Source organism: Synergistaceae bacterium (assembly GCA_017540085.1).
In the GTDB taxonomy this organism is placed as follows: domain Bacteria; phylum Synergistota; class Synergistia; order Synergistales; family Aminobacteriaceae; genus JAFUXM01.
Window position 1 is genome coordinate 33,026 of the sequence record JAFYBQ010000013.1, and the last position, 24,543, is coordinate 57,568.

The 24,543-nt window shown below is 49.7% G+C and carries 27 protein-coding genes and 1 pseudogene; 20 read left to right on the forward strand and 8 right to left on the reverse strand.

Annotated features, from left to right (window positions below; genetic code table 11):
* Nucleotides 1-10: 10 nt before the first annotated feature.
* The 5 genes from IKQ95_02400 to IKQ95_02420 all read left to right on the forward strand — a co-directional run bounded on the left by IKQ95_02400 (nt 11) and on the right by IKQ95_02420 (nt 4,575).
* Nucleotides 11-1,120 (forward strand): cation transporter, encoded by a 1,110-nt coding sequence (locus IKQ95_02400; protein ID MBR4195546.1) that lies wholly within the window; start codon nt 11-13, stop codon nt 1,118-1,120.
* Between the two features lie 16 nt (nt 1,121-1,136).
* A complete protein-coding gene (locus tag IKQ95_02405; protein MBR4195547.1) occupies nt 1,137-1,961 on the forward strand; it encodes an alpha/beta hydrolase in 825 nt (274 codons plus the stop codon).
* 1 nt (nt 1,962) lies between these two features.
* On the forward strand, nt 1,963-2,844 hold the full coding sequence (locus tag IKQ95_02410; protein MBR4195548.1) for a radical SAM protein: 882 nt from the start codon (nt 1,963-1,965) through the stop codon (nt 2,842-2,844).
* A gap of 99 nt (nt 2,845-2,943) precedes the next feature.
* Nucleotides 2,944-3,213: an ACT domain-containing protein gene (locus IKQ95_02415; protein MBR4195549.1), complete on the forward strand. Its 270-nt coding sequence runs from the start codon at nt 2,944-2,946 to the stop codon at nt 3,211-3,213.
* 3 nt (nt 3,214-3,216) lie between these two features.
* On the forward strand, nt 3,217-4,575 hold the full coding sequence (locus IKQ95_02420) for a PFL family protein (GenBank protein MBR4195550.1): 1,359 nt from the start codon (nt 3,217-3,219) through the stop codon (nt 4,573-4,575).
* A 295-nt stretch (nt 4,576-4,870) separates the two neighbouring features.
* Here the strand turns inward: IKQ95_02420 and IKQ95_02425 are convergent, their stop codons facing one another.
* From IKQ95_02425 to IKQ95_02440, 4 genes are all read right to left on the reverse strand, one after another.
* On the reverse strand, nt 4,871-5,284 hold the full coding sequence (locus IKQ95_02425) for an Rrf2 family transcriptional regulator (protein ID MBR4195551.1): 414 nt from the start codon (nt 5,282-5,284) through the stop codon (nt 4,871-4,873).
* 74 nt (nt 5,285-5,358) lie between these two features.
* The gene (locus tag IKQ95_02430) at nt 5,359-6,210 is read right to left on the reverse strand and encodes an MBL fold metallo-hydrolase (GenBank protein ID MBR4195552.1); all 852 of its coding nucleotides are present in this window, start codon (nt 6,208-6,210) and stop codon (nt 5,359-5,361) included.
* 6 nt (nt 6,211-6,216) lie between these two features.
* The gene (locus IKQ95_02435; protein MBR4195553.1) at nt 6,217-6,846 is read right to left on the reverse strand and encodes an NAD(P)H-binding protein; all 630 of its coding nucleotides are present in this window, start codon (nt 6,844-6,846) and stop codon (nt 6,217-6,219) included.
* Nucleotides 6,847-7,042: 196 nt separating this feature from the next.
* Nucleotides 7,043-7,759 carry a Bax inhibitor-1/YccA family protein gene (locus tag IKQ95_02440; GenBank protein MBR4195554.1) on the reverse strand — a complete coding sequence of 239 codons (717 nt, stop codon included), beginning with the start codon at nt 7,757-7,759 and terminating at the stop codon, nt 7,043-7,045.
* Nucleotides 7,760-7,837: 78 nt separating this feature from the next.
* Here IKQ95_02440 and greA point away from each other — a divergent pair, with 78 nt between their 5' ends.
* Nucleotides 7,838-8,347, forward strand: coding sequence for a transcription elongation factor GreA (greA, locus tag IKQ95_02445; GenBank protein MBR4195555.1), 510 nt, complete (start codon nt 7,838-7,840; stop codon nt 8,345-8,347).
* Nucleotides 8,344-9,312, forward strand: a complete 969-nt coding sequence (gene hemB / locus IKQ95_02450; GenBank protein MBR4195556.1) for a porphobilinogen synthase — start codon at nt 8,344-8,346, stop codon at nt 9,310-9,312. Before greA ends, hemB begins: the two co-directional genes overlap by 4 nt.
* Before the next feature lie 74 nt (nt 9,313-9,386).
* On the opposite strand, the gene IKQ95_02455 is transcribed toward hemB, so the two are convergent.
* From IKQ95_02455 to IKQ95_02465, 3 genes are all read right to left on the reverse strand, one after another.
* Nucleotides 9,387-10,541 (reverse strand): aldo/keto reductase, encoded by a 1,155-nt coding sequence (locus IKQ95_02455; protein MBR4195557.1) that lies wholly within the window; start codon nt 10,539-10,541, stop codon nt 9,387-9,389.
* A complete protein-coding gene (locus IKQ95_02460) occupies nt 10,538-11,002 on the reverse strand; it encodes a GNAT family N-acetyltransferase (GenBank protein MBR4195558.1) in 465 nt (154 codons plus the stop codon). Before IKQ95_02460 ends, IKQ95_02455 begins: the two co-directional genes overlap by 4 nt.
* A 321-nt stretch (nt 11,003-11,323) precedes the next feature.
* Complete coding sequence (locus tag IKQ95_02465; GenBank protein ID MBR4195559.1) at nt 11,324-11,773, reverse strand: MerR family transcriptional regulator; 450 nt, start codon at nt 11,771-11,773, stop codon at nt 11,324-11,326.
* Between the two features lie 315 nt (nt 11,774-12,088).
* Between IKQ95_02465 and IKQ95_02470 the strand changes: the two genes are divergently transcribed.
* The 13 genes and pseudogenes from IKQ95_02470 to IKQ95_02530 all read left to right on the forward strand — a co-directional run bounded on the left by IKQ95_02470 (nt 12,089) and on the right by IKQ95_02530 (nt 23,064).
* Nucleotides 12,089-12,631: a peptidylprolyl isomerase gene (locus IKQ95_02470; GenBank protein ID MBR4195560.1), complete on the forward strand. Its 543-nt coding sequence runs from the start codon at nt 12,089-12,091 to the stop codon at nt 12,629-12,631.
* A gap of 3 nt (nt 12,632-12,634) precedes the next feature.
* Nucleotides 12,635-13,597, forward strand: a complete 963-nt coding sequence (locus IKQ95_02475) for a D-glycerate dehydrogenase (protein MBR4195561.1) — start codon at nt 12,635-12,637, stop codon at nt 13,595-13,597.
* Nucleotides 13,594-14,430: an NAD(P)H-hydrate dehydratase gene (locus tag IKQ95_02480; GenBank protein ID MBR4195562.1), complete on the forward strand. Its 837-nt coding sequence runs from the start codon at nt 13,594-13,596 to the stop codon at nt 14,428-14,430. The genes IKQ95_02475 and IKQ95_02480 overlap by 4 nt, the downstream gene beginning before the upstream one ends.
* Nucleotides 14,427-14,687, forward strand: coding sequence for a hypothetical protein (locus IKQ95_02485; GenBank protein MBR4195563.1), 261 nt, complete (start codon nt 14,427-14,429; stop codon nt 14,685-14,687). The genes IKQ95_02480 and IKQ95_02485 overlap by 4 nt, the downstream gene beginning before the upstream one ends.
* On the forward strand, nt 14,653-15,114 hold the full coding sequence (gene tsaE, locus IKQ95_02490; GenBank protein ID MBR4195564.1) for a tRNA (adenosine(37)-N6)-threonylcarbamoyltransferase complex ATPase subunit type 1 TsaE: 462 nt from the start codon (nt 14,653-14,655) through the stop codon (nt 15,112-15,114). Before IKQ95_02485 ends, tsaE begins: the two co-directional genes overlap by 35 nt.
* Nucleotides 15,111-15,734 carry a tRNA (adenosine(37)-N6)-threonylcarbamoyltransferase complex dimerization subunit type 1 TsaB gene (tsaB, locus tag IKQ95_02495; protein MBR4195565.1) on the forward strand — a complete coding sequence of 208 codons (624 nt, stop codon included), beginning with the start codon at nt 15,111-15,113 and terminating at the stop codon, nt 15,732-15,734. Before tsaE ends, tsaB begins: the two co-directional genes overlap by 4 nt.
* 19 nt (nt 15,735-15,753) lie before the next feature.
* Nucleotides 15,754-16,281, forward strand: a complete 528-nt coding sequence (locus IKQ95_02500) for a CvpA family protein (protein ID MBR4195566.1) — start codon at nt 15,754-15,756, stop codon at nt 16,279-16,281.
* Nucleotides 16,282-18,636 carry a Smr/MutS family protein gene (locus IKQ95_02505; GenBank protein ID MBR4195567.1) on the forward strand — a complete coding sequence of 785 codons (2,355 nt, stop codon included), beginning with the start codon at nt 16,282-16,284 and terminating at the stop codon, nt 18,634-18,636.
* 76 nt (nt 18,637-18,712) lie between these two features.
* Complete coding sequence (locus tag IKQ95_02510) at nt 18,713-19,906, forward strand: FprA family A-type flavoprotein (GenBank protein MBR4195568.1); 1,194 nt, start codon at nt 18,713-18,715, stop codon at nt 19,904-19,906.
* Complete coding sequence (speE, locus tag IKQ95_02515; protein MBR4195569.1) at nt 19,903-20,754, forward strand: polyamine aminopropyltransferase; 852 nt, start codon at nt 19,903-19,905, stop codon at nt 20,752-20,754. The genes IKQ95_02510 and speE overlap by 4 nt, the downstream gene beginning before the upstream one ends.
* Before the next feature lie 100 nt (nt 20,755-20,854).
* Nucleotides 20,855-22,084 (forward strand): transposase, encoded by a 1,230-nt coding sequence (locus tag IKQ95_02520; protein ID MBR4195570.1) that lies wholly within the window; start codon nt 20,855-20,857, stop codon nt 22,082-22,084.
* Nucleotides 22,085-22,175: 91 nt separating this feature from the next.
* Nucleotides 22,176-22,379, forward strand: a complete 204-nt coding sequence (locus IKQ95_02525) for a hypothetical protein (protein ID MBR4195571.1) — start codon at nt 22,176-22,178, stop codon at nt 22,377-22,379.
* A gap of 16 nt (nt 22,380-22,395) precedes the next feature.
* A pseudogene (locus IKQ95_02530) lies at nt 22,396-23,064 on the forward strand (capsular polysaccharide synthesis protein).
* Between the two features lie 39 nt (nt 23,065-23,103).
* Here IKQ95_02530 and IKQ95_02535 read toward each other — a convergent pair.
* Nucleotides 23,104-24,366 (reverse strand): histidine--tRNA ligase, encoded by a 1,263-nt coding sequence (locus IKQ95_02535; GenBank protein MBR4195572.1) that lies wholly within the window; start codon nt 24,364-24,366, stop codon nt 23,104-23,106.
* Between the last annotated feature and the right edge of the window lie 177 nt (nt 24,367-24,543).

Here is a 24,543-nt window from a genome sequence, read left to right on the forward strand (position 1 = left end):
ATTTAACGACATGGAACAAAGAGAGAAACAAATAATCCGGGTCAGCATAATCGGAATCATTGCGAATATATTTCTTGCGGGATTCAAATTTGCTGTGGGATTCTTTGCGCGTTCAGTTGCGATTATGGCGGACGCTGTGAACAATGCCAGCGATGTATTGTCGTCAGTAGTAACGATAATCGGCACGAAGCTTGCCGGGAAACCTGCGGACAAGGCGCACCCATTCGGACATGGCCGTGTAGAGTACATTACGGCGGCTGTGATTTCGGGAATCATTCTTTACGCGGGAATAACTGCGCTTGTTGAGTCGGTCTCACGAATCATTAATCCTGTTGAGCCTGAGCACAGCGCGGTGAGTCTTGGTGTTGTTGCAGCTGGCGTAATCGTGAAAATAGTATTAGGGCGTTACGTGAAATCGCAGGGGGAAAAATTATCGTCCGACTCTCTGAAAAATTCGGGTGCTGACGCTCTCATGGACTCGGCTGTGTCATCAACGACTCTAATTGGTGCGCTTGCGTTTATGTTCGCGGGATTGAATCTTGAGGCGTGGCTCGGAGTGTTTATCTCAATCATGATAATCAAAGCGGCTGCTGATATGTTCATGGAGACGACAAGCAAAATTCTGGGCGAACGTGAAGACAGCGAATTGACACGGGCAATAAAGGAGACAATCTGCGAAACTGAAGGCGTTTACGGTGCGTATGATTTGATTCTGACGAACTACGGCCCCGACAAGCTGATAGGCTCAGTACATATTGAGGTGCCTGACACATGGACGGCGGGGAAAATTGACGAGACAAGCCGGAAGATAATGCACAGAGTCGCAATGAAGAATCATATCGCGCTTGCGGCAATAGGTGTATATTCGCACAACACTACGGACAAGAGAGCCTCAGAGATTCGCGAGAATGTTACGAGGGCGGCCATGTCGCAGAAATATGTGTTGCAGGTTCACGGGTTCTATTTCAGCGCGGACGAAAAGACAATACGGTTTGATGTTGTTGCGGATTTCTCTGCGCCTGATGTTGAGGCTGTACACAAAGAAGTTACTGACGCTGTGAAGAAGCTGTACCCGGAGTATAAATTAACGGTGCAGGTTGATTCGGATTTTTCGGACTAGGGGAGGAGGAATAATTTTGCCGTACATAGCGATGAAGGACAACACGAAAATTTATTACGAGGAGCGCGGAGAAGGCGAGACAGTATTATTTTTGCACGGACTCAGCTCATCACACTTTGAGCTTCAGCCGTTCATGAAGAATTTTGAGGGCGAATATCATTGTGTCTGCTACGATCACCGGGGACATGCCGCTTCCGAACGTACCCACAAGCACATGAACATTCACACGCTAGGGCAGGACTTGCGCGAGATCGTCGAGTATCTGAATCTCCGGGACATTCACATAATCGGTCATTCGATGGGAGCGGCAACAATTTTCAGCTACGTGAATCAATTCGGCTGTGAGAGGCTCAAGACAATAACGGCGGTTGACATGACTCCGTACATGCGTAATACGGTGTGGCAGGGCGGAATTGGCCAGGGGAAATGGACGGATGAAGACTTCATGACGGACATAGATATGATGTTTGACGACATTGGCGCGGCGAACTGGCGGATAATGACTCACTTGATGACCCCGGCAATGTCAGCGACCCCGAAAGAATATACGCCTGCAATGATGTCAATGTGCCGTGAAAATCTTGACCCGTTCACGGTTGCGGCCATGTGGTACTCGTTATTCCGCACAGATCAGCGGGAAGCCGTCAGCAAAATCACAGTGCCATTTCTGTACCTCATGCCTGAAACGCCGCTTTACTCAATGACAACGGTTAATTTCTACCGCGAGAACGTGAAGAATAAATTTGTGCTTGAGAATAATTTTCTCGGCACGACTCATTTATTGCTCATGGAGAAACCGAATGAGTCCGCCGAATGCGTGAAAAAATTTTTGAGGTCATAACATGCACTACACGGAGCCTTTGTACAGGAGTCCCTACTGGCCTACGCTGCCATTGCTCGAAATCACACAGGGCTGTACGCACAACAAGTGCAAATTCTGCAATATGTACCGTGATGTTCAGTTCCGAATGTCCCCGCTTGAATGGGTTGAAGAAGACCTGAAAGAGATTGCCGAAAGATGGCCGAAAGCACAAACGCTTCAGATACTCAGCGCGAATCCTCTCGCTTTGACGTATGACAGGCTCGCGCCCCGTATCGAACTCATCCGCAAATATCTTCCCGGCCTCAAAGTGATGTATGCACAGACTAGAGTCTCAGACATCAGGAACAAGACAGTAAACGAACTCGCAAGCCTCCGCGAAATGGGACTCAGCGAAATATCATTAGGCACTGAAAGCGGCGATGATTGGACACTCTCACGAATCAACAAGGGATATACTTCCTCCGACATTCTCGAACAGTGCGCCAAACTTGACGAGGCCGGGATAAAATACTGGATGTCGTTCCTTAACGGTGTTGCGGGAAAATCTCACAGCATACAGCACGCTGTGAACTCGGCGAAAATTTACAGCATGTGCCATCCCAAAGTGATTGGCACCGGGGGACTCGTGTTGTTCGACGGTACAGAGCTGAAAGAGGAAGCAGAGCGCGGAGAATTTGACCCTTGCACCGAGCGTGAATTGATGATTGAGCTTAGGACTTTTATCGAGAACCTTACGATTGACTTTGAGAGATTCATAACACATCATACAGTCTCAGCTAATCTCAACTGCCGTAACTTTCAGGCAAGCAAGCCCGAAATCCTCGCAGAGCTACAATACGCGATTGACAATACAGACCTTGACGAACTAGCCCGAAGCAGAGCCGCAAAGAAAAGACTGTAATCCGCAAAATTTTTCCCGGTCTCGACATACAGAGCCGGGATTTTTTCTGCCTGTGGTAAGATACTTCACATCACTTTTTCCACAAAGGAATGATTTTTCATGAAGGCCGTAATGACCGTAACAGCTCAGGACAGAGTCGGAATTATCGCGGGCGTTTGCTCGTTGCTTGCTGAAATGGGCGTGAATATTCTTGACCTGAGTCAGACAGTAATGCAGGGAATTTTCACGATGACTCTTCTTGTCGACACATCAACATCATCACATACATTTGACGAAATACGCACAGCCCTAATGACGAGGGGCGAAAAAGAGTCGCTCAACATTCACATACAGCGTGCGGATATTTTCGAGGCTATGCACAGGGTGTAAACGATGCTGAATATTTCTGACATAATGCAGACGGTCAACATGATCGACCATCAGCATTTAGACATACGGACAATAACGCTTGGTATATCTTTGTACGACTGCGCCTCATCCGACATTCACAAATGCGCCCGCAAGATTCATGACAAGATTTGCAGGAAGGCAGAAAATCTCGTGAAGGTCGGCTGTGAAATCGAGAATGAGTACGGGATTCCCATCGTCAACAAAAGAATCTCCGTTACTCCAATCGCCGAAATTGCCGCGTCATGTGAAAGCGGTGATTATTCCGTAATCGGCCATGCACTGAATGATGCCGCGAAAGAATGCGGGGTAAATTTTATCGGGGGATTCTCTGCGTTAGTGCATAAGGGATTCACTGAGTCTGACAAAAGATTAATCGCCTCAATTCCTCAGACACTCGCGGGAACGGAGCTTGTATGTTCGTCCGTAAACGTTGCCACAACGAAAGCCGGAATCAACATGGACGCAGTTGCGATGATGGGACGAATCATAAAGGAGACGGCAAATCTTACGGCGGACAAAAACGGACTCGGCTGCGCGAAACTCGTAGTATTTGCGAACGCTGTAGAAGATAATCCGTTCATGGCCGGAGCGTTTCACGGAGCGGGCGAGCCTGAATGCGTGATAAATGTCGGAGTGTCAGGGCCGGGCGTTGTGTGGCGTGCGCTGAAAGATGTAAAGGGAGAAAGTTTTGACGTTGTAGCCGAGACTGTGAAGCGTACAGCCTTCCGCATTACGCGAATGGGTCAGGTTGTGGCTAATGCAGCGTCAGAAAGATTAGGGATTCCTTTCGGGATTGTCGATCTGTCATTGGCACCGACTCCCGCAAAGGGCGATTCTGTTGCGCGTATTCTTGAGGAGATGGGACTCAAAGTCTGCGGGACTCACGGGACAACGGCGGCACTTGCGTTGCTGAATGACGCAGTGAAGAAAGGCGGAGTGATGGCTTCCGGCCATGTCGGGGGATTGTCGGGTGCGTTTATCCCGGTGAGCGAGGACGAGGGAATGATTCACGCGGTGAAGTCGGGGAATCTCTCAGTCGAAAAGCTAGAGGCTATGACGTGCGTATGCTCCGTAGGTCTCGACATGATAGCAGTACCGGGAGACACGAGCGCGGAGACTATAGCGGCGATAATTGCGGACGAGTCAGCGATCGGAGTCATCAACAACAAGACGACAGCCGTTAGAATTATCCCTGCTCCGGGGAAGAGTGTCGGAGATTCCGTTGAGTTTGGCGGGTTATTGGGCAATGCTCCCGTAATGCGCGTGAATAATGCGGGAAGCGGTGAATTTATCGCGAGGGGAGGAAGAATCCCGGCACCGATTCACAGCTTGAGGAATTAAAATCGAGCTGTAAAATTTGCGTTGCTCCTTTGAAGTTTATGGGAGCGATTTTTTCTGTAATGTCTTTGTGATTTACGGCGTATTCTAAAATCATTCCTATGAGTTCATTTCTTGAGCGGTTACTTCTGACTTCCCGACAATGTTACGCTCCTCAGCCAACAACACCGCAATACAGGCCTCAATACGTAGCACCCTCAAAAACGTGGCGGCAATTCTGGCAGAGCAAATATACTCCGCAATCACATCACCGAAAATTTCCGGGGCTGTCTGAAATATGGCGGCCTCGTTTTGTGTTTCATATCCGCGAAATAATGTCGCTGAGTTTCACGGCCTTCAAATTTTCCTCTAACGACTTTTGAATCTCATCAAGAAATCCTCCGAGCGCATGATTAATATTTTTCCCGACAACGCATTTCGGATTAGGATTCGGATGGAGCCGGAATAGTTTTCCCTTCACGCTTTCGACAGCCGTATAAATATCATAGAGCGTAATATTTTCGGGCGGCCTTGAGAGTCTCATGCCGCTTACGCCCCGCGAGACATCAACGAGTCCGGCAGCTTTGAGCCGTGATATTATCTGCCTGATGATTACGGGGTTAGTATTTACGCTTGACGCAATGAAATCGCTTGTTACGTTTTGTGAGTCCTGAAAGTAATCTATGCACGTCAGAATATGAACAGCAACAGCGAATCTTCCTGAGATCTGCAAATTTTATCCCCTCAATAAAAAAAGACTTCCGGCCATTATAACCGAAAGCCTTTGTGATTTGCTGTTTTCTTTGATTACTCGCTGAACAATGCGCCCGCACTCATCTCAAGATATGCTTCTCCGCTGTAACCCGGGAATGCTTCCTTGACCGCTGAAATAAATTCTGCCCTGTTCTTTGATGTCTTTGCAGTCTTAAGCACTTTCTCAAGATACGCGATTTTCTCATCAACGGCTTCTTTTCCTTCCGGCGCGTTATGACTCGTGAGGATTAATGAGTAGCCTTTGTCCTTGTAGCCTTTAAGCTCTGATATTTCGGCCTCAATGTAGGGAATCGCCGGGAGAATGTTATGAGTCTTCGAGCCCATCATATGACGGTAAACAGTATTTATTGCAGGGATATATATTCCGTAGCCCTCGCCGTCAGACTCATGGAGAATCACGAAATCCATTCCCGCAAGTTTCACCGTGTCGCCTTCCTTGATGATTTCAGTCTTGACGGGCAAATCTTCCGCAACTTTATCGCCTGCCGCCTTAATGAAGCTCTGAGTCAGATTCCAGACGCTTCCGCCTTCAGCCCAGCTTTTGAGCGCGGTATCTGTCGCGTAAATCTTCACATCGCCGTATGACTTATAGCCGTTGGGATGATACGAGAAAAGCGCACCCGCTAAAGGTTTTCCCAACGACGCAATATATTCCGCAAACGCTTTGACGTTCTCACGGTATGCAGTCGACTCTACCAGCACGAGTCCTTCAGGAGATTCGACAACGTAGCAGTAATCATTCATGTTGTCGCCTGTTCCGTATGCATGAAGTTTCACTCCGCCGTCAAAATTCGTTACGCTCATATTCCCGACGCTGACTCCATTTGCGAACGCTGAACCCGAAAGCACCATAACCGCCAATAATGCCGCAAAAATTTTCCTCATCATTAATTACTCCTTCACTACTGAAATTCTCTGCCTGATGTGTTTTCCGCTGACAGCCTCATCAATCATAGCGATCGCGTAATCCGCATAGCTTATGACACTCTCGCCCTTTGCGTTGAACGTAAGCTCCTCGCCCGCAAGAATGTATTTCCCGGTCCGTTCTCCTTCAGCCTGAAAATCTGACGCGGGACTAATGTACGTCCATTTCACATCATCGCGCTTGCGTAACTCGCTCAATGCTTTAGCCGCTGCTGTAGAGACCGGCATATATATTTCGGGGAATCCTTCTGTCTGAAAATACTGCTTTGTGTGTTCCTTGTTGACGTAGAGACTTCCTGCCCCGCCGATAATCAGTAACCTTGTCTCACTCCCTGAAAGAGCATCGCACAAAACCTTCTGCGTGTCGCTGTAAAGGTGAAGCGTTGAAGGCTCCCATGCTCCGAAAGCGTCAATCACAACATCAAATCCCCGGAGATCTTCCGCCTTAATGTCAAGAATGTCTTTCTTGATTGTGTGAGGGGCGTTAGTCTTGTTTTCACCGCGCACTACCGCCGTAACATCAAGCCCGCGCTTTAATGCCTCGTCAACAATAAGCCGTCCCGCTTTGCCGTTCGCGCATACTACCGCAACTTTCATCCGCAAAATTCCTCCTGTAAATGTGATTGTTACACTGCAAATTTTACCGCGTCATGATGTAATGTCAACAGTTACATTAACAGCACACCGAAAATTTCACCGTCAAGAGTCTTCCGCCGCATTCGCTGTTCATGAAGCACAAAAAAATCCCCTCGGCATTTCACCGGGGGGACTCTGTTATATTTTTGACGCGCCGCTAGTCTCTTCTCTTCCCGAAAATTCTTATCAGGTACAGGAACAAGTTGATGAAGTCAAGATACAATGCAAGCGCACCCATCACCGCGACTTTTCCGGCGGCCTCATCGTCAGTCATTCCGGCACTGTCAGCAATGGATTTGATTTTCGCCGTGTCGTAAGCCGTCAGACCCATGAATATTATGATGCCCATAACACTTATCACTGTCTCAGCCGCTGTTGACCCAACGAACATATTAATCACCATCGCGATAATCAGCCCCCAGAGTCCCATGTGGAGGAAGCTCCCCCATGATGTTATGTCGCGTTTCGTGTACATCGCGTAGACGCTCATAGCTCCGAACATTCCCGCCGTCGACAAAAACGCCGTGTATACGCTCTCCTGCGTGTAGACAAGAAGCACAGCCGAGCAGGTTATCCCGTTGAGTATGCTGTAGAGTCCGAACAGTAACAGCGATGTTGAGGCCGAATGCTTTGCAATTGTGGCGGACAGGTACATCACGAGTCCGATTTCAGCAATTGCTACAATAATTAGCGGGGCGAGTGATGTGTAGAACATCTGAAGCAATGCCGGGACGGAAACTGTAAGCCATGCCGTTAATGATGTGAGGATGAGTCCAAGTGCCATATACTGATATACTTTGCGGAAAAGCGCGTTGACTGCTTCGAGGCTTGACGCTCCCGCCGCGTAGGGTGAGTAGCTCTCATACTGCGCCATAATGTTATCTCCCTTTCGTGTAAAATATTACGGCTATATTCTAGCAGAAATCATAAAATTCTAATGTGAAGGTGAAAAATCTTGCCGACAAAGAAAAATGATGTCCGCGAAATGACTCGCAGCGGGTACGAAAGATTGTCCGAGGAACTGACTAACCTGCGTACAGTGAGACGGCTTGAAGTCGCAAAACAGTTAGAGGAAGCCCGCGCCTTTGGTGATTTGAGCGAGAATGCAGAATACGCCGCGGCCAAAGAGGAGCAGGCCAAACTTGAGGACAGGATACACGATCTTGAGGAGACACTCAGCAAAGTAACAGTAATCGATGAGGAGAAACTCGACACGACAAGGGCAGGAGTCGGACTCAGAGTAACAATCAAAGATTTAGACCATGAGGGAAAACAGTACACATACGAAATTGTAGGCTCTGAGGAATTATCCGGGGCTGCTGTGTCAGCGTCAGGCATTCAGAGAATATCACAGAAGAGTCCCGTAGGCCAGGCGGTAATCGGCCATGTTGTCGGCGATGAAGTTATCGTGAAGATTCCCAGAGGAACAAGACGGCTCAGAATCGCGGCGATAGAGAAATGATAATACGTCCGAGAAGGCTCCGCGTTACTCAGGCAATCCGCGACATGACAGCCGAGACACGTTTAGCCCCGTCAATGTTCGTTTACCCTGTGTTTGTTCGCGAGGGTCATAACATAATCGAGGACATTCCCGCGATGCCCGGGCAGAAACGCTACAGCCCCGACACTTTGCCCGTGATACTCGAACGAGCTGTGAAGGCCAAAATCGGCGGGGTGTTATTATTCGGAATCCCTGAGCATAAAGACCCGGAAGGTTCTTCAGCTTGGAGGGATGACGGCGTAATTCAGACCGCAATACGGACGGCAAAGCGCGAATTTCCCGGCCTGACAGTAATCGGCGATGTGTGCCTCTGCGAATATACATCTCACGGCCACTGCGGACTCCTCAACGGCGAGACTGTCGACAATGACTCAACCCTCGAAATTTTAGCGCGTGTAGCTGTCTCACAGGCTAGGGCGGGAGCGGATATAGTCGCACCTTCTGACATGATGGACGGACATACGCGGGCAATCCGTGAGGCTCTCGACAATTCCGGGATGCCTGACACGCTGATTATGTCCTACGCGGTGAAGTATGCCAGCGCGTTTTACGGGCCATTCCGTGAGGCCGCGGGGTCTGCTCCGTCATTCGGGGACAGGAAAACTTACCAGATGGATCCCAGAAATGTCCGCGAGGCCGTAAAAGAAGCACTGCTTGACGTTCAGGAAGGTTCAGACATTATCATAGTGAAGCCGGGCCTTCCGTATCTTGATGTTCTGAAGACGGTGAAAGAGGCCGTGAATATTCCTGTAGCGTCTTACTGTGTCAGCGGTGAATACTCTATGATGAAGGCGGCGTGTTCAAACGGCTGGCTGAACGAGAGAAATATAGCGATGGAGTCGGCGGTGTGTTTGGCGAGGGGGGGAGCGGATATTATTATCACGTATTACGCTCTTGACCTTGCCGGATGGATACAGGAAAAATAACAGACGAAAAATTTTGCCCCGGCGCAAGCTCCGCCCCTATGGGTACAGCCGCAAAACCGGGGGCAATTTCTTTCTTACAGTCCGAAAACTTTCCGGGCCTCCGTCATATTTTCGCGTATCTTCACGCCGAAAGGACAACGCTTTTCACACGCCCCGCATTTCACGCACTCCCCGGCGTGATGTTCCAACACCCTGTAATGCTCCCTGACTGTTTCGGGGATATTTTTGTTTCCTCCGGCCTGAGCTAGGTTGAGGAATTTTGTTACGGACGCAATATCTATCTTCACCGGGCAGGGCTGGCAGTGTGAGCAGTACATGCAGTGTCCCTCCCAGCTAATTTTCGGGAATGACGCGAAAGCAACGGCGTAATCTCTCTCACTCTCTGAGGCTGACTCATACGCGATTGATGTCTGTAACTGTTCGACACTGTGCGCCCCCGCCAAAACGCAAGCCACAGCAGGACGGCTCAAAGCGTAGGCTATGCACTGACTGACGGTCAAAGCCGCTCCCGCCGGAGACATTTTCGCGCTCAACAAGTCTCCGCCCCCGAAACATTTCATGACGGTGATTCCGACTCCAAGACGCTGGCATGTCTCGTACAATTTCTGCCGCTCCGGGTTCATGTTCGTGAGGTGAACGGCGTAATTCTCATCCCTCCATAGGTCTTCTACGTCCTCGCTTGCGGGCTGAAGGTCATAGCACGGATTCACGCTGAACATCAGCACTTCAACCGCTCCCGACTCAACTGCCTTCAGTGCAACCTGCGGATTATGGGAGCTTAGGCCGATATGATGAATTTTCCCGGCGGCTTTCAGTTCGCGGGCGTAATCAAGAATCCCGTTGCGTAAAATTTCGTCCCAGTCGCTCAAAGCATCGCAGTAGTGAATCATTCCCACGTCAACAAAATCAACGCCGAGAAGCCTTAATGACTCCTCAAATCCTGCTTTCGTCTCAGAAAGATTCCGAGTCCGCAAATATTGTCCGTCCTTCCACACGGAGCAGATATGAGACTGGATGATGAATTTCTCCCTGCGCCCCTTTAGAGCATGGCCGATCGCTGAACGTAACTGCGGGTCTGGCGAGTAAAGGTCAAAATAATTCACGCCGGATTCCTCTGCTGTGTCGAAAAGTTTGGCGCACATGCTGTAATTGTCCTCAGTCATTCCCTCACAGCCTAACGCTATTTCGCTGACGGTGAGTCCTGTTGACCCTAATTCGCGGTAAATCATGAAAATTTTTCCCCCTCTGGAATTTTCCGGCCATTATAGCGCGTTTGAGGGGGGATTAAGCAAATGACTACAAATCGTAGCCGTGAAGCGGAAAAGGGAATCTTCATGACTTTCATTTTCTTCACCTGAGATATTTCAGAGCCGCCCGTTTTCCTGTAGGCGAATATTGCAGGGCGGTTGTCTGCATGAACGTAAAGCCGGGTCTCTGTGATATTCTTTTCTGTGCTGAGATACTTCAGAATTTCGCGGAGCATTTCAGAGCAGAAGCCCCTGCGCCTGTATTTGTCCGATACAAAGACATTGACAATAAGCGCGTCTGTGATGTTTACGCTGAACCCACCGTATTTTCCGCCCCTGTATATTATTCCTATAGTGCCTGCAAGATTTCCGTCTTCTGCCCTCAATCCGAAAAATTCACCAGAACCCGGGCTTTCTATGAGATATTTACGCAGCACACCCACTTGATAAGGAGGAAAATTTTCCTTCTCGAAATCCCTGATACTCTCCGCAGATAATTTTTCTATCCAAATATTTTCAGCGGAAGCAGGAAGTTTTCTGTAATTCTCCGTGAGAAATGACATGATCAGAAATTTATTGTATACGACAATACCGCGCCCGAACACATGAAAATAAAAGCCGTTTTTCCCGGTAGTCGCAACATGCAGTATTTTGCTGAGGCATTTTTTCAGCCATGAGAGACAATAAGGTGCTGTGCTGATTATGGGTGGCCATTTTTATTTTTCAAGCTCCTTTCTGATGATTTTTTTGTATGAGTATAACATTCAGCGTTTTGTGCAGTGAAGATGTTTCACGGCCTCGCGGAACTGTTCGGGAATTTCTGAGTGCTTCAGGTCTTTGACGGCTGAGTCGCTTCCGGCCTCGCAGGCTTTTTCGTAGTACCAGCATTTATACTCTATCACGCCGAGAATGCTCTTCAGATTCTCAAGCTCCTGCTTCAGAATCTCGCGGCGTTTTCTGAATATCTCAAGCCTTGCGGGTAATGCTCCTTTTTTGCCGTCCATGTCGATGAACTTCCTGATGTCCTTTATCGACAGCCCGGAGCGTTTCAGGCAGTCAATCAGCCGCAGCTGTGCGTAATCCTCATCCGTGAATATCCGTATGTTGTTGCCGTCGCGCTTCAGGTTGGGAAGGAGTCCCTGCTTGTCGTAATATCTCAGTGTTGACGCAGGAAGCCCGGTAAGCTCCGACATGTCTTTAATCGTGTAAGGCAAAATTTATCACTCCGATGTTGTGTGAGATGAGATAATTTTAACGCCTTCAACTTGACTTGAGGCACTCGCAGATTATCCCGTCAATTTCCGCAGGGCTGTATGCTGTATCACATACCCATTCGCCATATGTCTTGGGTCTGTCAAGTAAACTGTGTATGAGATTTTTCTATGCCACTTTCGGGAAACGATCAGCGTATGGAGTAATGTCAAAATTTTTTCTCGCCATTGTTCAGCCTCCTTTAACGCCTGTGATTTGTGCGCGGTGATATTATAATCAAACACATTCCACAACACTAAGGAGGAATCATCACAGCAATGTACAAGTTAATCTGCAAAATTCTCGCGCTGGCGTTCGTATGTTCTCCGGCATTCGCTGACGAACCCGCCGGGGCAAAACGTCCCCTAGCGAAATTCGAGACCTCAATGGGAGATTTCACCATCGAGCTATATTCCGACCTTGCGCCCAACACCGTAACCAACTTCATCACATTAGCCCGCAAAAATTTCTATGACGGCGTAATCTTCCACAGGGTAATCGACAACTTCATGATTCAGGGCGGAGACCCTACCGGGACAGGCAGAGGCGGACCGGGCTACGCTATCCCCGATGAGTTCGGCGAGGGGCTGAAGCATGACGCGCCCGGGATTCTCTCGATGGCCAACGCTGGCCCTAACACAGGCGGCTCACAGTTCTTCATTACGCTTGTTCCGACTCCGTGGCTTGACGGACATCACGCGATTTTCGGGCATGTTGTTGACGGTATGAAAGTCGTTGAGAAGATCGGCCATGTGAAAACTGACAGGCAGGACAGGCCGGTGAAGGAAGTAACAATCAAGACAATCACAATTGAGGAGTAAGCCATGAACAGGAAAGTATACGTAACACGCGCCCTTCACACCTCCGTAATGAAAGCCCTCGGAAATATCTGCGAGTATGACGTGAACAATGAAGACCGCCTGGCCACACATGACGAACTCGTGAACGCCGTCAAGAATTACGCGGCCATTATCACAATGCTGAACGATCCCATTGACGCGGAATTGATTTCGCAGGCCGGGCCGGATCTCAAGCTCATCGCGAATTACGGAGTCGGCTTCAACAACATTGACGTAAAAGCGGCAACCGAGAAAGGAATCTACGTAACAAACACTCCTGACGTACTCACGGACGCAACAGCGGATACAGCGTTCACACTAATGTTCGCGGCGGCTCGGCGGGCGATCGAGGGAGATTACATTGTGCGTAATGAGTCGTTCGCGTGGGCACCCAAATACATGCTGGGATATGACATCACCGGGCGCACAGTCGGCATAATCGGTGCGGGCAGAATCGGGACTAATTTCGGAATAAAGGCCGCAAGAGGCTTCAACATGAAGGTGCTTTACTACAGCCGGAGGACATCGCTTCACCTTGAGTCAGTCGGGGCGCAGAGAGTCGGACTTGAGGAATTATTAGAGCGGTCTGACTTTGTGAGCATTCATTTACCGCTGACAGACGCAACACGCCACATGATAGGCGCAAAGGAACTCGCGAAAATGAAGCCGGACGGAATCCTCATCAACACATCGCGAGGCCCTGTAATCGATGAGAAAGCATTAGCGGACGCGCTCGCACGTCATGTTATCGCCGGGGCAGGGCTTGACGTTTACGAGAATGAACCCAACGTAGAACCCGCGCTGAAGACTCTGCGGAATGTCGTATTGCTTCCTCATATCGGGACGGCTACATTCGGCACCCGCAAGGAGATGGGCTTCATGGTGATACGGAACATTGAGGCCGTATTCGCCGGGAAAGAGCCTCCGCAGATGGTGAGAGTTTCATGAATGCTGAGGAACTGAGGAAATTATTGCTGCCCCGCCCGGAGGACATGCACAAAGGATTCCGGGGAAGGCTGCTTATTGCCGGGGGGTCATTGCGTTATCCCGGCGCCCCTGCTTTGAGCGCGCTGGGTGCTTTGAGGAGCGGAGCGGGAGTCGTAACCCTTCTGTCGTTGCAGAGTGTCTGCACTGTATGCGCTGCCCGTCTTCCTGAGGTGATTTACTGCTTTGATGATGACGCGTTCCGCTGGAAGGACGTAGCATTAGCACAGAAAAATATTGATGCTCTCGTGATTGGGCCGGGGCTTGACCGCAGTGTAGCCGCTGAGATTTTCACGTCCCGAATGTGGCGGGAATGGCCTGCGAAAATTCTTGTTGACGGGGACGGCCTGAACGCTTTAGCCTCATCGCGTGATGACATGAAACACAGGGCGGACGCTGTATTGACTCCTCATGAGGGGGAAGCTGGGCGGCTGTTAGGGATTCCAACGGCGCAGGTTCATGAGGACAGAGCCGGGGCAGTCCGTGAATTGTCCGAAAGATGGGGCTGTGTCGTGCTGAAGGGACATCATACGCTGATAGCCTCCGGGGAAAAGTTCGCAGAGATTCCCTACGGCGGGCCGGAATTGTCGGTGCCGGGGTCGGGCGATGTCCTGTCCGGGTGTATAGGGGCGTTCATGGCCGGGGGGCTTGAGGCGTTCGAGGCGGCTGTTCTTGGAGCGTCAGTACACGGCCTTGCGGGTGAACTTCTTGCGCGTGAAGGTGTTGACGGTGTATTAGCGTCAGAAATCGCCAACATGATTCGCAGAGTCATTCATGGCCTGAGAGCTGGAAAATGACGTACAGACGAAAGCGCGTTGACTGGGACGCAGAAATCCGAAAGACTGAGAATATCCGCCGGAAAGGTTTATTGATGAGCGTGCTTAGTTTCGGAATGGCTGTAGCGTTCATATTCGGGATAAGCCGTTCAACGGGGGCTGATGTCGAAATTCCCCGGACGGTTTTATTTGCCGTGATATTCTGCGTGTCATGCGTTGTACTCCGCGTAATCATGAAGCACCGTGCCGAAAAACGCAGCCGCAAAAATGATGACTGAGTCAGGAATCTACATATCCCGCTCGGAGGAGGACACCCGGAAATTCGGCCATGATTTTGCCGGGACTCTTTCGGGCGGTGATGTCGTTCTCCTTTTCGGGGACTTAGGCGCGGGGAAAACGGTATTTGTGCGGGGAGTGTGCGAGGCTTTCGGGATTTCGGGAGTCCGCAGTCCTTCTTTCACGCTGGTGAATGAGTATGAGTCGCCGTCCGGGATTTTCGTCATTCATGCTGACTTGTACAGGCTTGACCCTGACGGAGTGAGCGCAACGGGACTCGATGAATACGCCGGGGATGATGACAGTATTCTTTTTGTCGAATGGCCTGACAGATGGACGAATCCCCCGGCAAATTCGGTGAGGGTATATTTTGAGTCGACAAGCGAGAACGAACGCAGAATCAGAGTCGAAAGGGGGATTTCACGGTGAATATTCTTGCGGTTGAATGCTGCCTGAAACTTACGGGGGCGGCGTTGTCTGTTGACGGGAAAATTTCCGGCAGTGTACAGGAGGATTGCGGACGTAAGCAGACATCAGAGCTTCCCCGGATGTGTGAGTCTCTCATTCACGGCGCGGGACTCACATGGCCGGACTTGGACTATATCGCCCTCACGAACGGCCCGGGATATTTCACTGGTATACGGGTCGGAGCGGCTTATGCTTCCGGGATTGCTTACGCTTCAGGCGCGGAGGTTATTCCCGTCTCAACATTAGAGCTTCTCCCGTACACCTACAGGAAGACTCACGGCGGGGGCGGTAAAATTCTGACGGTGATATACGCCGGACACGGTTTCGTTTATGCCTCGTGTGAAGGATTCTTGAAGGCCGGGGAATATTCACATGAGTCGGTTCTCTCGTGGCTTGGTGAAAATCCTGACGCTGTAACAATCTCCGATGACCCCGAACGCACAGCCCTTGACGCTGAAATTTTGCGTGTCAAGCCTGATGTAACGGACTTGTGCGAGATTGCCCGCTGTAATCTGAACATGTCAGTAAGTCCCGGAAGTCTCAAAATCTGCTACTATCGCGCCCCGCAGGGCGTAAATTAACAGGAAGGTTGATACAAATATGAATGTTGCGTTGATTGTTGATTGTGTGCTGGGAATTATCCTGATATTTTTCCTTTACCGGGGACTCATCAACGGTTTTTCCGGCGAGGTTATCGGGCTTGTAGGGTTCTTTGTGAGTACGTTCTGCGCGTGGAAATTCTGCGACCCTGCCGCGGAGCTTGCTATGCGCTATATCAATGACCCGAATTTTGACCGCAATATGCTGTCCCTTGTCTGCTCGCTGGGAATTTTCTTCACGGTTCAGATTATATTCGCGGTTATCAGCTTGATTCTGTCATATGTCGTGAAGGTTACGCGGCTTTCCGTTACGGATCATGTTTTCGGGATGATTGCGGGCTTCCTGAAGGCCGCTTTTATCACGGTGATAGTGTACGCGCTCCTGTCATCATTCCCGAAATTGATTCCGACTGAATGGATGTCTCAAAGCTGGTTCATGAAGGGAGCTTCTTTTGTGTGGCCGCCAGTCCGGGACTTGTTGCAGGAACACGGCATAATAGACTTCACTGCGCTGACGGGCGGAATGTAGATGATAATATCAGACAGCACAGCAGAAATATTAGAGCTGGGAAAAAACTTGCTCCCCTTCCGTGAAAGACTGCGAGGCGGATTAGGGGAGTTAATTTTGTCATCGCTGAAACCCGCCGGGGATTTCGACTCTCTCCGTGAACGCTCGAAATTATTGCGCGAATGGCTCGACATGACCGACCACAGCGGGGAGTTTGCGTTCAGCGCGGGACTTGACGCAGTGTCGGTGATGTTCCCGGGCGCGAAAAGGAGCGGAATTTTGTCGGGCGAGGAACTATTGAAGGTTCGTGCCGTCCTCAATTGCGCGAAAAGAATCCGTGAAGGACTCGCGGAAGTCTCGAAAGATTACGGGGCTGTTGACGCACTAAGACGGAGCATAGGAGATTTCACGCCGGAGATTGACGCTCTGAATGTTGTTGAGGACTCCGGCAGACTCTCGGACAACTCATCGCACCGGCTCTCAGTCATCCGGGAGGAACTCGAAAATCTCAAGCGTACAGGCAGACGAATCGCGCAGAAACTTCTTGAGGACTCCGACATCACCAACATGTTGCAGGAACGCTCGCTGTCATGGCGTGAAGGTAGATTCTTGATGCTGGTACGTCAGGAATATATCAACCGATTTCCGGGGCTTGCTGTTGAACGTTCAGCGTCAGGAAATTCCGTATACATGGAGCCGAAATCATTATCACGAGTCAACAACGATTTAATCATCAAGACAAAGGACGAGCAAGACGAGGAAGGATTAATCCTTCTCGAACTCACTCGAAAAATTTTGTCCCGCGAAAATGCCATCATCAACGCCGAAAAAGTAATAGGAACGTTAGACCTTCTATGTGTCTGCGATGATTTAATCCGTAATAAACACTGGGTAATCCCGGAGCTGTCAGCAAAAAAATTCTTCCGTCTCATTGATACCCGTCATCCAATGCTCAAAGATAAGGCCGTCCCTGTTTCAGTGTCATGCGGCGAAAACTTTTCGACACTCGTCATCACAGGCTCAAACACGGGCGGGAAAACAGTAACCCTCAAAACTGCCGGGGTAATGATCGCTCTTGCGTGGATGGGACTCCCTTTGCCTGCGCGGGACGGTACAGCAATCGGGACATTTGACGCGATATTTGAGGACATCGGCGATGAACAGAGCATAGAGCAGAATTTATCGACATTCAGCGCGCACCTTCAGAAGATCATTCACATTCTCAGGGAGGCGACAGACTCATCACTCGTTTTGCTTGACGAACTCGGAGCAGGCACAGACCCTCACGAGGGAGCCGCGTTAGGCGTGGCGATTCTTGAGACGCTGAAGCAAAAAGGCTGTATCACCCTCGCAACAACCCATCACAATCCCATAAAGCAGTATGCATTGACGACAGAAGGAGTCGAGACAGCCAGCATGGAATTTGACATACAGAAATTACAGCCGACATACAGACTCTTGATGGGCATTCCCGGACGGAGCAGCGCATTATTGATTGCACGGCGTTACGGAATGCCGGAGGAAGTATTGAGACTGGCGCAGGGGGAATTAGACTCGCGGGAAGTTACAGCTGAGGACATAATGAGCGAGCTTAACGAACGAAAAGCCGCCCTTGACACAGCAGAAAGACAGGTACACACGGCCATGAAGGAAGCGGAAGACCTCAAGCGGGCGTATCAGTCAAGAGTGAAGGAGATTGACACTCAGCGCGACAAAATCATGCAGGCCGCAGACCGTAAAGCCGAAAAATTTATCTCACAGGCTGAGGAAACATCAAAGGAAATTATACGCAGTGTTGAAGAGTCAGCAAGGGACATCGCCCGGAAAGGCTACAACGTGAAAAGAAGAGAGCTAAAAACTTTGCGCGGGGTAATCGACAAACGGCACCAGAAACGCACCGAGCGCGAAATTCAGAACAGCCCGAAACCCTTTGAGCCTGCACCCGGAGTTACAGCGATGGTAGCAGGAAGCGGCATTGTAGGAATCATCAACGAGATTCGCAACGGACGCGCCTACATGACCGCCGGGCCTATGAGCGTTGACGTTCCATTGAGCCAGCTTATTGCCACCGACAAGAAAGCACAGGTCGCGACTCCTCCTGCTGACACAACGAGACTCCCCCGCCCTGAAACAGTCCCGTCGTCCATAATGGTGCGGGGAATGCTCGTAGCTGAGGCACTGCCCCTAGTGGCGAGCTATCTCGATAAGGCGTACAGGTCGAATCATTCTGTTGTTACTGTGATTCATGGCCGGGGTGAAGGAATTTTGCGGAGAGAAGTACACGCGCTGCTGTCGAGGCTGAATTACGTCAAAAGCTATCGGCTTGGCTCTGAGGGTGAAGGGGGCTACGGAGTAACAATAGTAGAGTTCAAATAGGGCGTAAATCCCGCGCCTAACATGATACAATGACAATCAACAAATTAATCCCAGCAAAGGAGGAAAAATTTACCACATGTACAAACCCATAAAGGTGAACAAAGATACATGGTGGCTCGGAGTGAATGATCATGAGACTGACTTGTTCGAGTCTCTCTGGCCATTGCCGCAGGGAGTCGCCTACAACGCTTACGCCGTACTAGGGACGACAGCAACCGCCGCGATTGACACGGTGAAAGGCCCGTACCTTGACGATTACGTGAACAAGCTGACTCAGGCACTGGGACACAGGACGCTGAATTATCTTGTCGTGAATCACATGGAGCCTGACCACGCCGGACTCATTTCGCAGCTCAAATCCGTATGGCCGTCGCTGAAATTTATCGGCAACGCTAAAACTATTCCCATGCTCAAAGGCTATCACGGAATAACGGACGATGTTATAACGGTGAAGGACGGAGACACATTAGACCTCGGCGGGCATGTCCTGAGATTCTTTACTGTACCTATGCTGCACTGGCCTGAAAGCATGGTTACGTTTGACACAACAACGGGCGTATTGTTCTCGAATGACTCATTCGGCGGATTCGGGGCGCATGACGGCGGAATCTTTGACGACCAGAAAAACCCGGCCCGCTGGGAAGATGAGATGCTGAGATATTACGCCTGCATTGTCGCGAAATACTCGAACATTGTCCAAGTCGCGCTAAAGAAACTCGGCGGACTCCCAATCGCAAACATTTTCCCGTCTCACGGTACACTCTTCAGGAAGGACATAAAGAAAGTAATCTCACTTTATGACAAATGGAGCAAATACGAGGGCGAGAAAGGCGCGGTAGTTGCTTACGGCTCAATGTACGGAAACACGCGGAAAATGGCGGAGGCTGTCTGCACGGGGCTGTCGTCAGCAGGAATTGAGGATGTCAGAGTCTACGATGTATCACGCACAGACCCTTCATATATTCTGCGGGACATTTGGCGGTTCAGGGGATTCGCGCTCATGGCCTGCACGTATAACACGCTGCTGTTTCCCCCGATGGAGGCATTATGCGCCAAGCTGTTAAACCGTATGCCAAAGAACAAGACGCTGGGAATCGCTGGGAGCTACTCATGGAGCAAGGGAGCATTAACCGCCCTGAAGGATTACGCCGAGAAAAGCAAGCTGACTCTTGTCGGGCCTGAAGTAGAAGTGTATACGTCCCCGACACCTGATGACCTCGACAAACTTTGCGAGATGGGCGCGAATCTGGGAGAAGCGGTAAAGGCATGAGCGGGTACGTTACGAGGCCGAAGCGCGATAATGAATTGTGGCTGAGTGAGTACAGCTCCGATAATCTCAAGCTCTCAATGCGCGTAAAGTCTCTCATTCACACGGAGAAAACGCCGTACCAGGATTTATTGATTGCTGACACCTACGAATATGGCCGGACTCTTATGCTTGACGGCGCGTATCAGCTCACGGAAAAAGACGAGTTCACGTACTCCGAAATGATGTCGCATGTACCGATTTGCGCTCACCCTGACCCGCAGAATGTCATGATTATCGGCGGCGGGGACGGTGCAATAATGCGCGAGGTTCTGAAGCATTCGTGCGTGAGGAAATGCACATTGATTGACATTGACGAGAGAGTCATAGAGTCGTCAAAGAAATATCTTCCTTTCGCGGGCTGCTCGTTCAGTGATTCGCGGGCTGATGTGAAATGTATGGACGCAATGAAATATATCCGTGAGACTGGCGAACGCTATGATGTTGTGATTGTTGACAGCACTGACCCTGTAGACTTTGCCGCGGGATTATTTCAGGCGGGGTTCTATGATGATGTCAAACGTGTGATGACGGACTCGGCCATGCTGACGGAATTAACCGAGTCGCCGTTCACTGACACGGATTTGATGACCCAGGCGATTCGGGAGATGAGGAAAGTTTTTCCCTGTGTCCGAATGTACTGGGGAGTAGTGCCTACGTACCCTTCCGGGATGTGGACATACGGAATAGCGTCAATGCGTGAGACTGATTTCGCGCCTGCCAGGACAGTAACGCCGACAAAGTATTACACGAACGAGATTCACCGGGCGAGCTTTGTGCTTCCTCCGTTTCTTGAGGAGCTTATACGGTGAGAACGGGAAAAAATCCCCCTTGCGGAAAACGTGAGGGGGGAAATTCTTTAGGAGCAATAGCTAGATGTCGATAAAGTGCAAATTCGTGTAAAATCATGCTATGAAAAATATATCCCGGCATAAAGCATATAAAGTCGAGCTGAAGCCGATAATCGAGCAAATACAAATCATCGAGCGGACTATAGGCGTATGCAGGTATGTCTATAATCTTTTCATAGGCGTAAACAGGGATAATTACCGTAACAGCACACAGGGATATATGTCCGGTTATGATTTCTCAAAATGGCTGAACAACGATTACAGGAAGGCCAATTCTGATAAATTATGGATATGGGAAGTATCGTCCAAAGCTGTGAAGAAATCCATAATGAACGCAGATACAGCTTACAAGAAATTCATGAAAGGCAATGCGGGATTTCCGAATTTCAAGCGCAGAAACGGACGGCAAGTGAGCATGTATTTACCGCGCAACAATCCCAAAGACATAATGACAGAACGGCATCGGGCAAAAATTCCGACATTAGGCTGGGTGCGTATCAAAGAATATGGCTATATCCCGCGTCAGGGCAAAGCAATTAGTGTAACAATTACGAAACGGGCAGGAAGATATTTTGCTTCATTCCTGTTTGAGACAAATACAGCAATCCCAGTAAGCCCAATGCAATCTGAAAGCATAGGAATTGACTTAGGCGTGAAAAGTTTTGCGGTAATCTCGGACGGCAGGAATTACCCGAATATCAATAAGTCCCCAAAGGCAAGGAAATTAATCAAGAGGCTGAAGCGTGAACAGCGAAAATTTTCGCGCAAGATACAGAGATTATTACAACGAAAGGAGGAAACTGCGAGTAAAAAGTGTAAACGTTCAAACCTAGACAAGCAAAGGCTGAAAGTACAGCGGGCGTATATGAGACTAGCTAACAAACGTCATGACTATATAAACAAAACTGTACATGAGATAGTAAGCAGACGGCCTGAATATATCACGATAGAAGACTTGAACGTGTCGGGAATGCTGAAGAACCGCCATTTATCACGGGCAATAGCTGAATGTGAGTTTTATTACTTCCGCGCATTGCTTGAACGTAAGTGCCGTGAGTACGGAATAGAGCTGCGAATAGTAGACAGATTTTATGCAAGCAGTAAAACGTGTTCCCGATGTGGACATATCAAGAAGGATTTGAAGCTGTCAGACCGTGTATATGAGTGTACAGAATGCGGATTAGTGATTGACCGAGATTATAACGCCGCATTAAATTTGAGAAGCTGTAAGAAATATAATACCGCTGGCTGGGCGGGAATTAAAGCCTCTGGACTGTCGGACAAGCCTTAGTAGCATATGCGAAAAGGGACAGGATGAACGAGGAATAATCGAAAGAGTGTTAGCAACACAAAATTACACTTTTTACGTAGCAGGTGAAATTATGAGCATAGCAAGCAACTTCAGGACGTTTCACGGGCTTCTCTCTGAGGGGAAATACGGCGCGTTGTCGTGGAAAATATTATCTAAAATTTTACCGGGAAGAAGCGCAAGGAACATGATATACTTCTCTCTCCGCAGAAAGTACAGCCCGCTAATATCCGCGCATAAATCAGCAGAATTACTCAGCCCGGGGGGAGGGGTATGACGGTAAGATTTAGCGTTTATGGCTTCAGGGAGAAGAGAACGCCCCGGAAGTCTGCAAAGCCTGCCTTAGGTCATTGCGTTACTGGCATTCCGACAAAAAGATTATCACACTCGACAAGAACAACATCTCAGATTACATTAACCTTCCCGGCTACATCATCGACAAGCACGAAAAAGGCATTATCTCTCACGCACATTACAGCGACATAATCAGAGCAGAGCTTCTCACACAGCACGGCGGGACATGGATTGACGCTACTGTTTACTGCACAGGGCGGAAATTCGGGGACATTATGCGGCTTCCTCTTTTCGTGTACCAGACGAAAAGTTATTCCTGCGTTGCCTCAAGCTGGTTCATTGTCTCGGACGCTCATAACCCGATAATCACTCTCACGAGGGATTTATTGTTCCAGTACTGGAAGGATTATGACTACCTGATACATTATTTCCTGTTTCACATGTTCTTCAAGATGGCGACAGAAGCATACCCGGACGAATGGAGCAAGGTTCCGTATTTCTCAAACCTTCCCCCGCACGAAATGCAGCACTCTATGTATGACGATTATTCTGATGACAGGATGAAATATTTTGCGGGGATAAGCGACTTCCACAAGCTGACATATGTCAAGCCGGAAAAGCTGACTCCCTCGTCAATTCTTCAGCACGTCATAGACTCGTACAGGTGAAAAAGAATCCCCCTTGCGTTTTTTCACAGGGGGGAAAATTTATGCCCTTTCCATGATATATTTCACAGTCTCATCAACAGAAATATTCACCTGAGTCCCGTCAGCAAGATTCTTCACTGTAACCGCATTATTCGCCCTCTCGTCAGCACCGACAATACACGCAAACCTGCAAGCCCCCGCCGCTTTCATCTGAGACTTGAAGCCCCGCCCGGCAGTGTCGCACTCAGCAGAGACTCCCGCCTTCCTCAAATCGTATGTGAGAGCCTGTATCATTCCCCGCGACTCGTCATCCATCGCGATGCAGTACACAGCGACTCCGGGAAGCTCGCCGAATGAGCAGCCTTGCTCCTCCATTACCAGCGCAACACGGTCAAGCCCGCACGCGAATCCCACGCCCGGAATTTTCGCCTTCCCTCCGCCGACTGCCTGCGATAAATTGTCGTAACGTCCTCCCCCGGCTACGGCGTTCTGCGCTCCCAAGTCCCCGGATAATATCTCGTAGGCCGTTTTCGTGTAGTAGTCGAGTCCCCGCACTAGCCTTTTGTTGATTGTGTACGTGAAGCCGAGACGTTCGAGTCCTTCTTTGACCTGCGCAAAATGCTCGCGGCATTCATCACAGAGAGAGCCGAAAATGTCAGGGGCAGAGTCGGCGACATGGCCGCATGACTCGTTCTTGCAGTCGAGAATCCGCAGGGGGTTGCGGTTCAGCCTGTCCCGGCATGTGTCGCAGAGGGAGTCAATATTGGCGGTGAAGTGTTCTATGAGCTTCTGACGGTAAACGGGGCGGCACTTTTCACAGCCAACGGAGTTAATGACGACTTCAAGATTCTTGAGTCCCAATCTCCTGAATAATTCTATGCTGAGGGATATTATTTCGACATCTGCCATTGCGCCGGAGACTCCGAGATATTCCGCGTCAATCTGGTAAAACTGTCTGTAGCGTCCTTTCTGCGGCCTCTCGTAGCGGAACATCGGCCCCCAGCTCCACAGCTTTGCCCCTGCTCCCCTCGCGCATAAATTATTCTCGACAGCAGAGCGCATTACCCCGGCTGTAGCTTCCGGCCTTAGTGTTATGCTCCGTCCGCCGCGGTCGGTGAACGTGTACATTTCTTTCTCTACGATGTCTGTAGTTTCTCCCACGCCCCGCGAAAATAATTCCGTATGCTCGAACACAGGCAGGTGAATCTCGCTGAACCCGAAATCCCTCATCGTTTGCGACGCTGTATTGATTATGTATGACCACTTCCACGACTCTGCGGGAAGTATGTCGCGTGTTCCCCTAGGTGCTGTAATTTCCGGCATGATTAATCACTCCTCGTTTGTGTGTGCAGTAAAGTATAGCGCAGAGGCAAAATTACTCTCCCTGAAAAAAGTTTTTCCATGCTGGTATAATTTTCACGCTGGCTTTTGGGTGGGTACTTCGGAAAATAATCCCATAAATCAATCTCACTAATTATGAATCTCAAAGGGAGGTTTTAA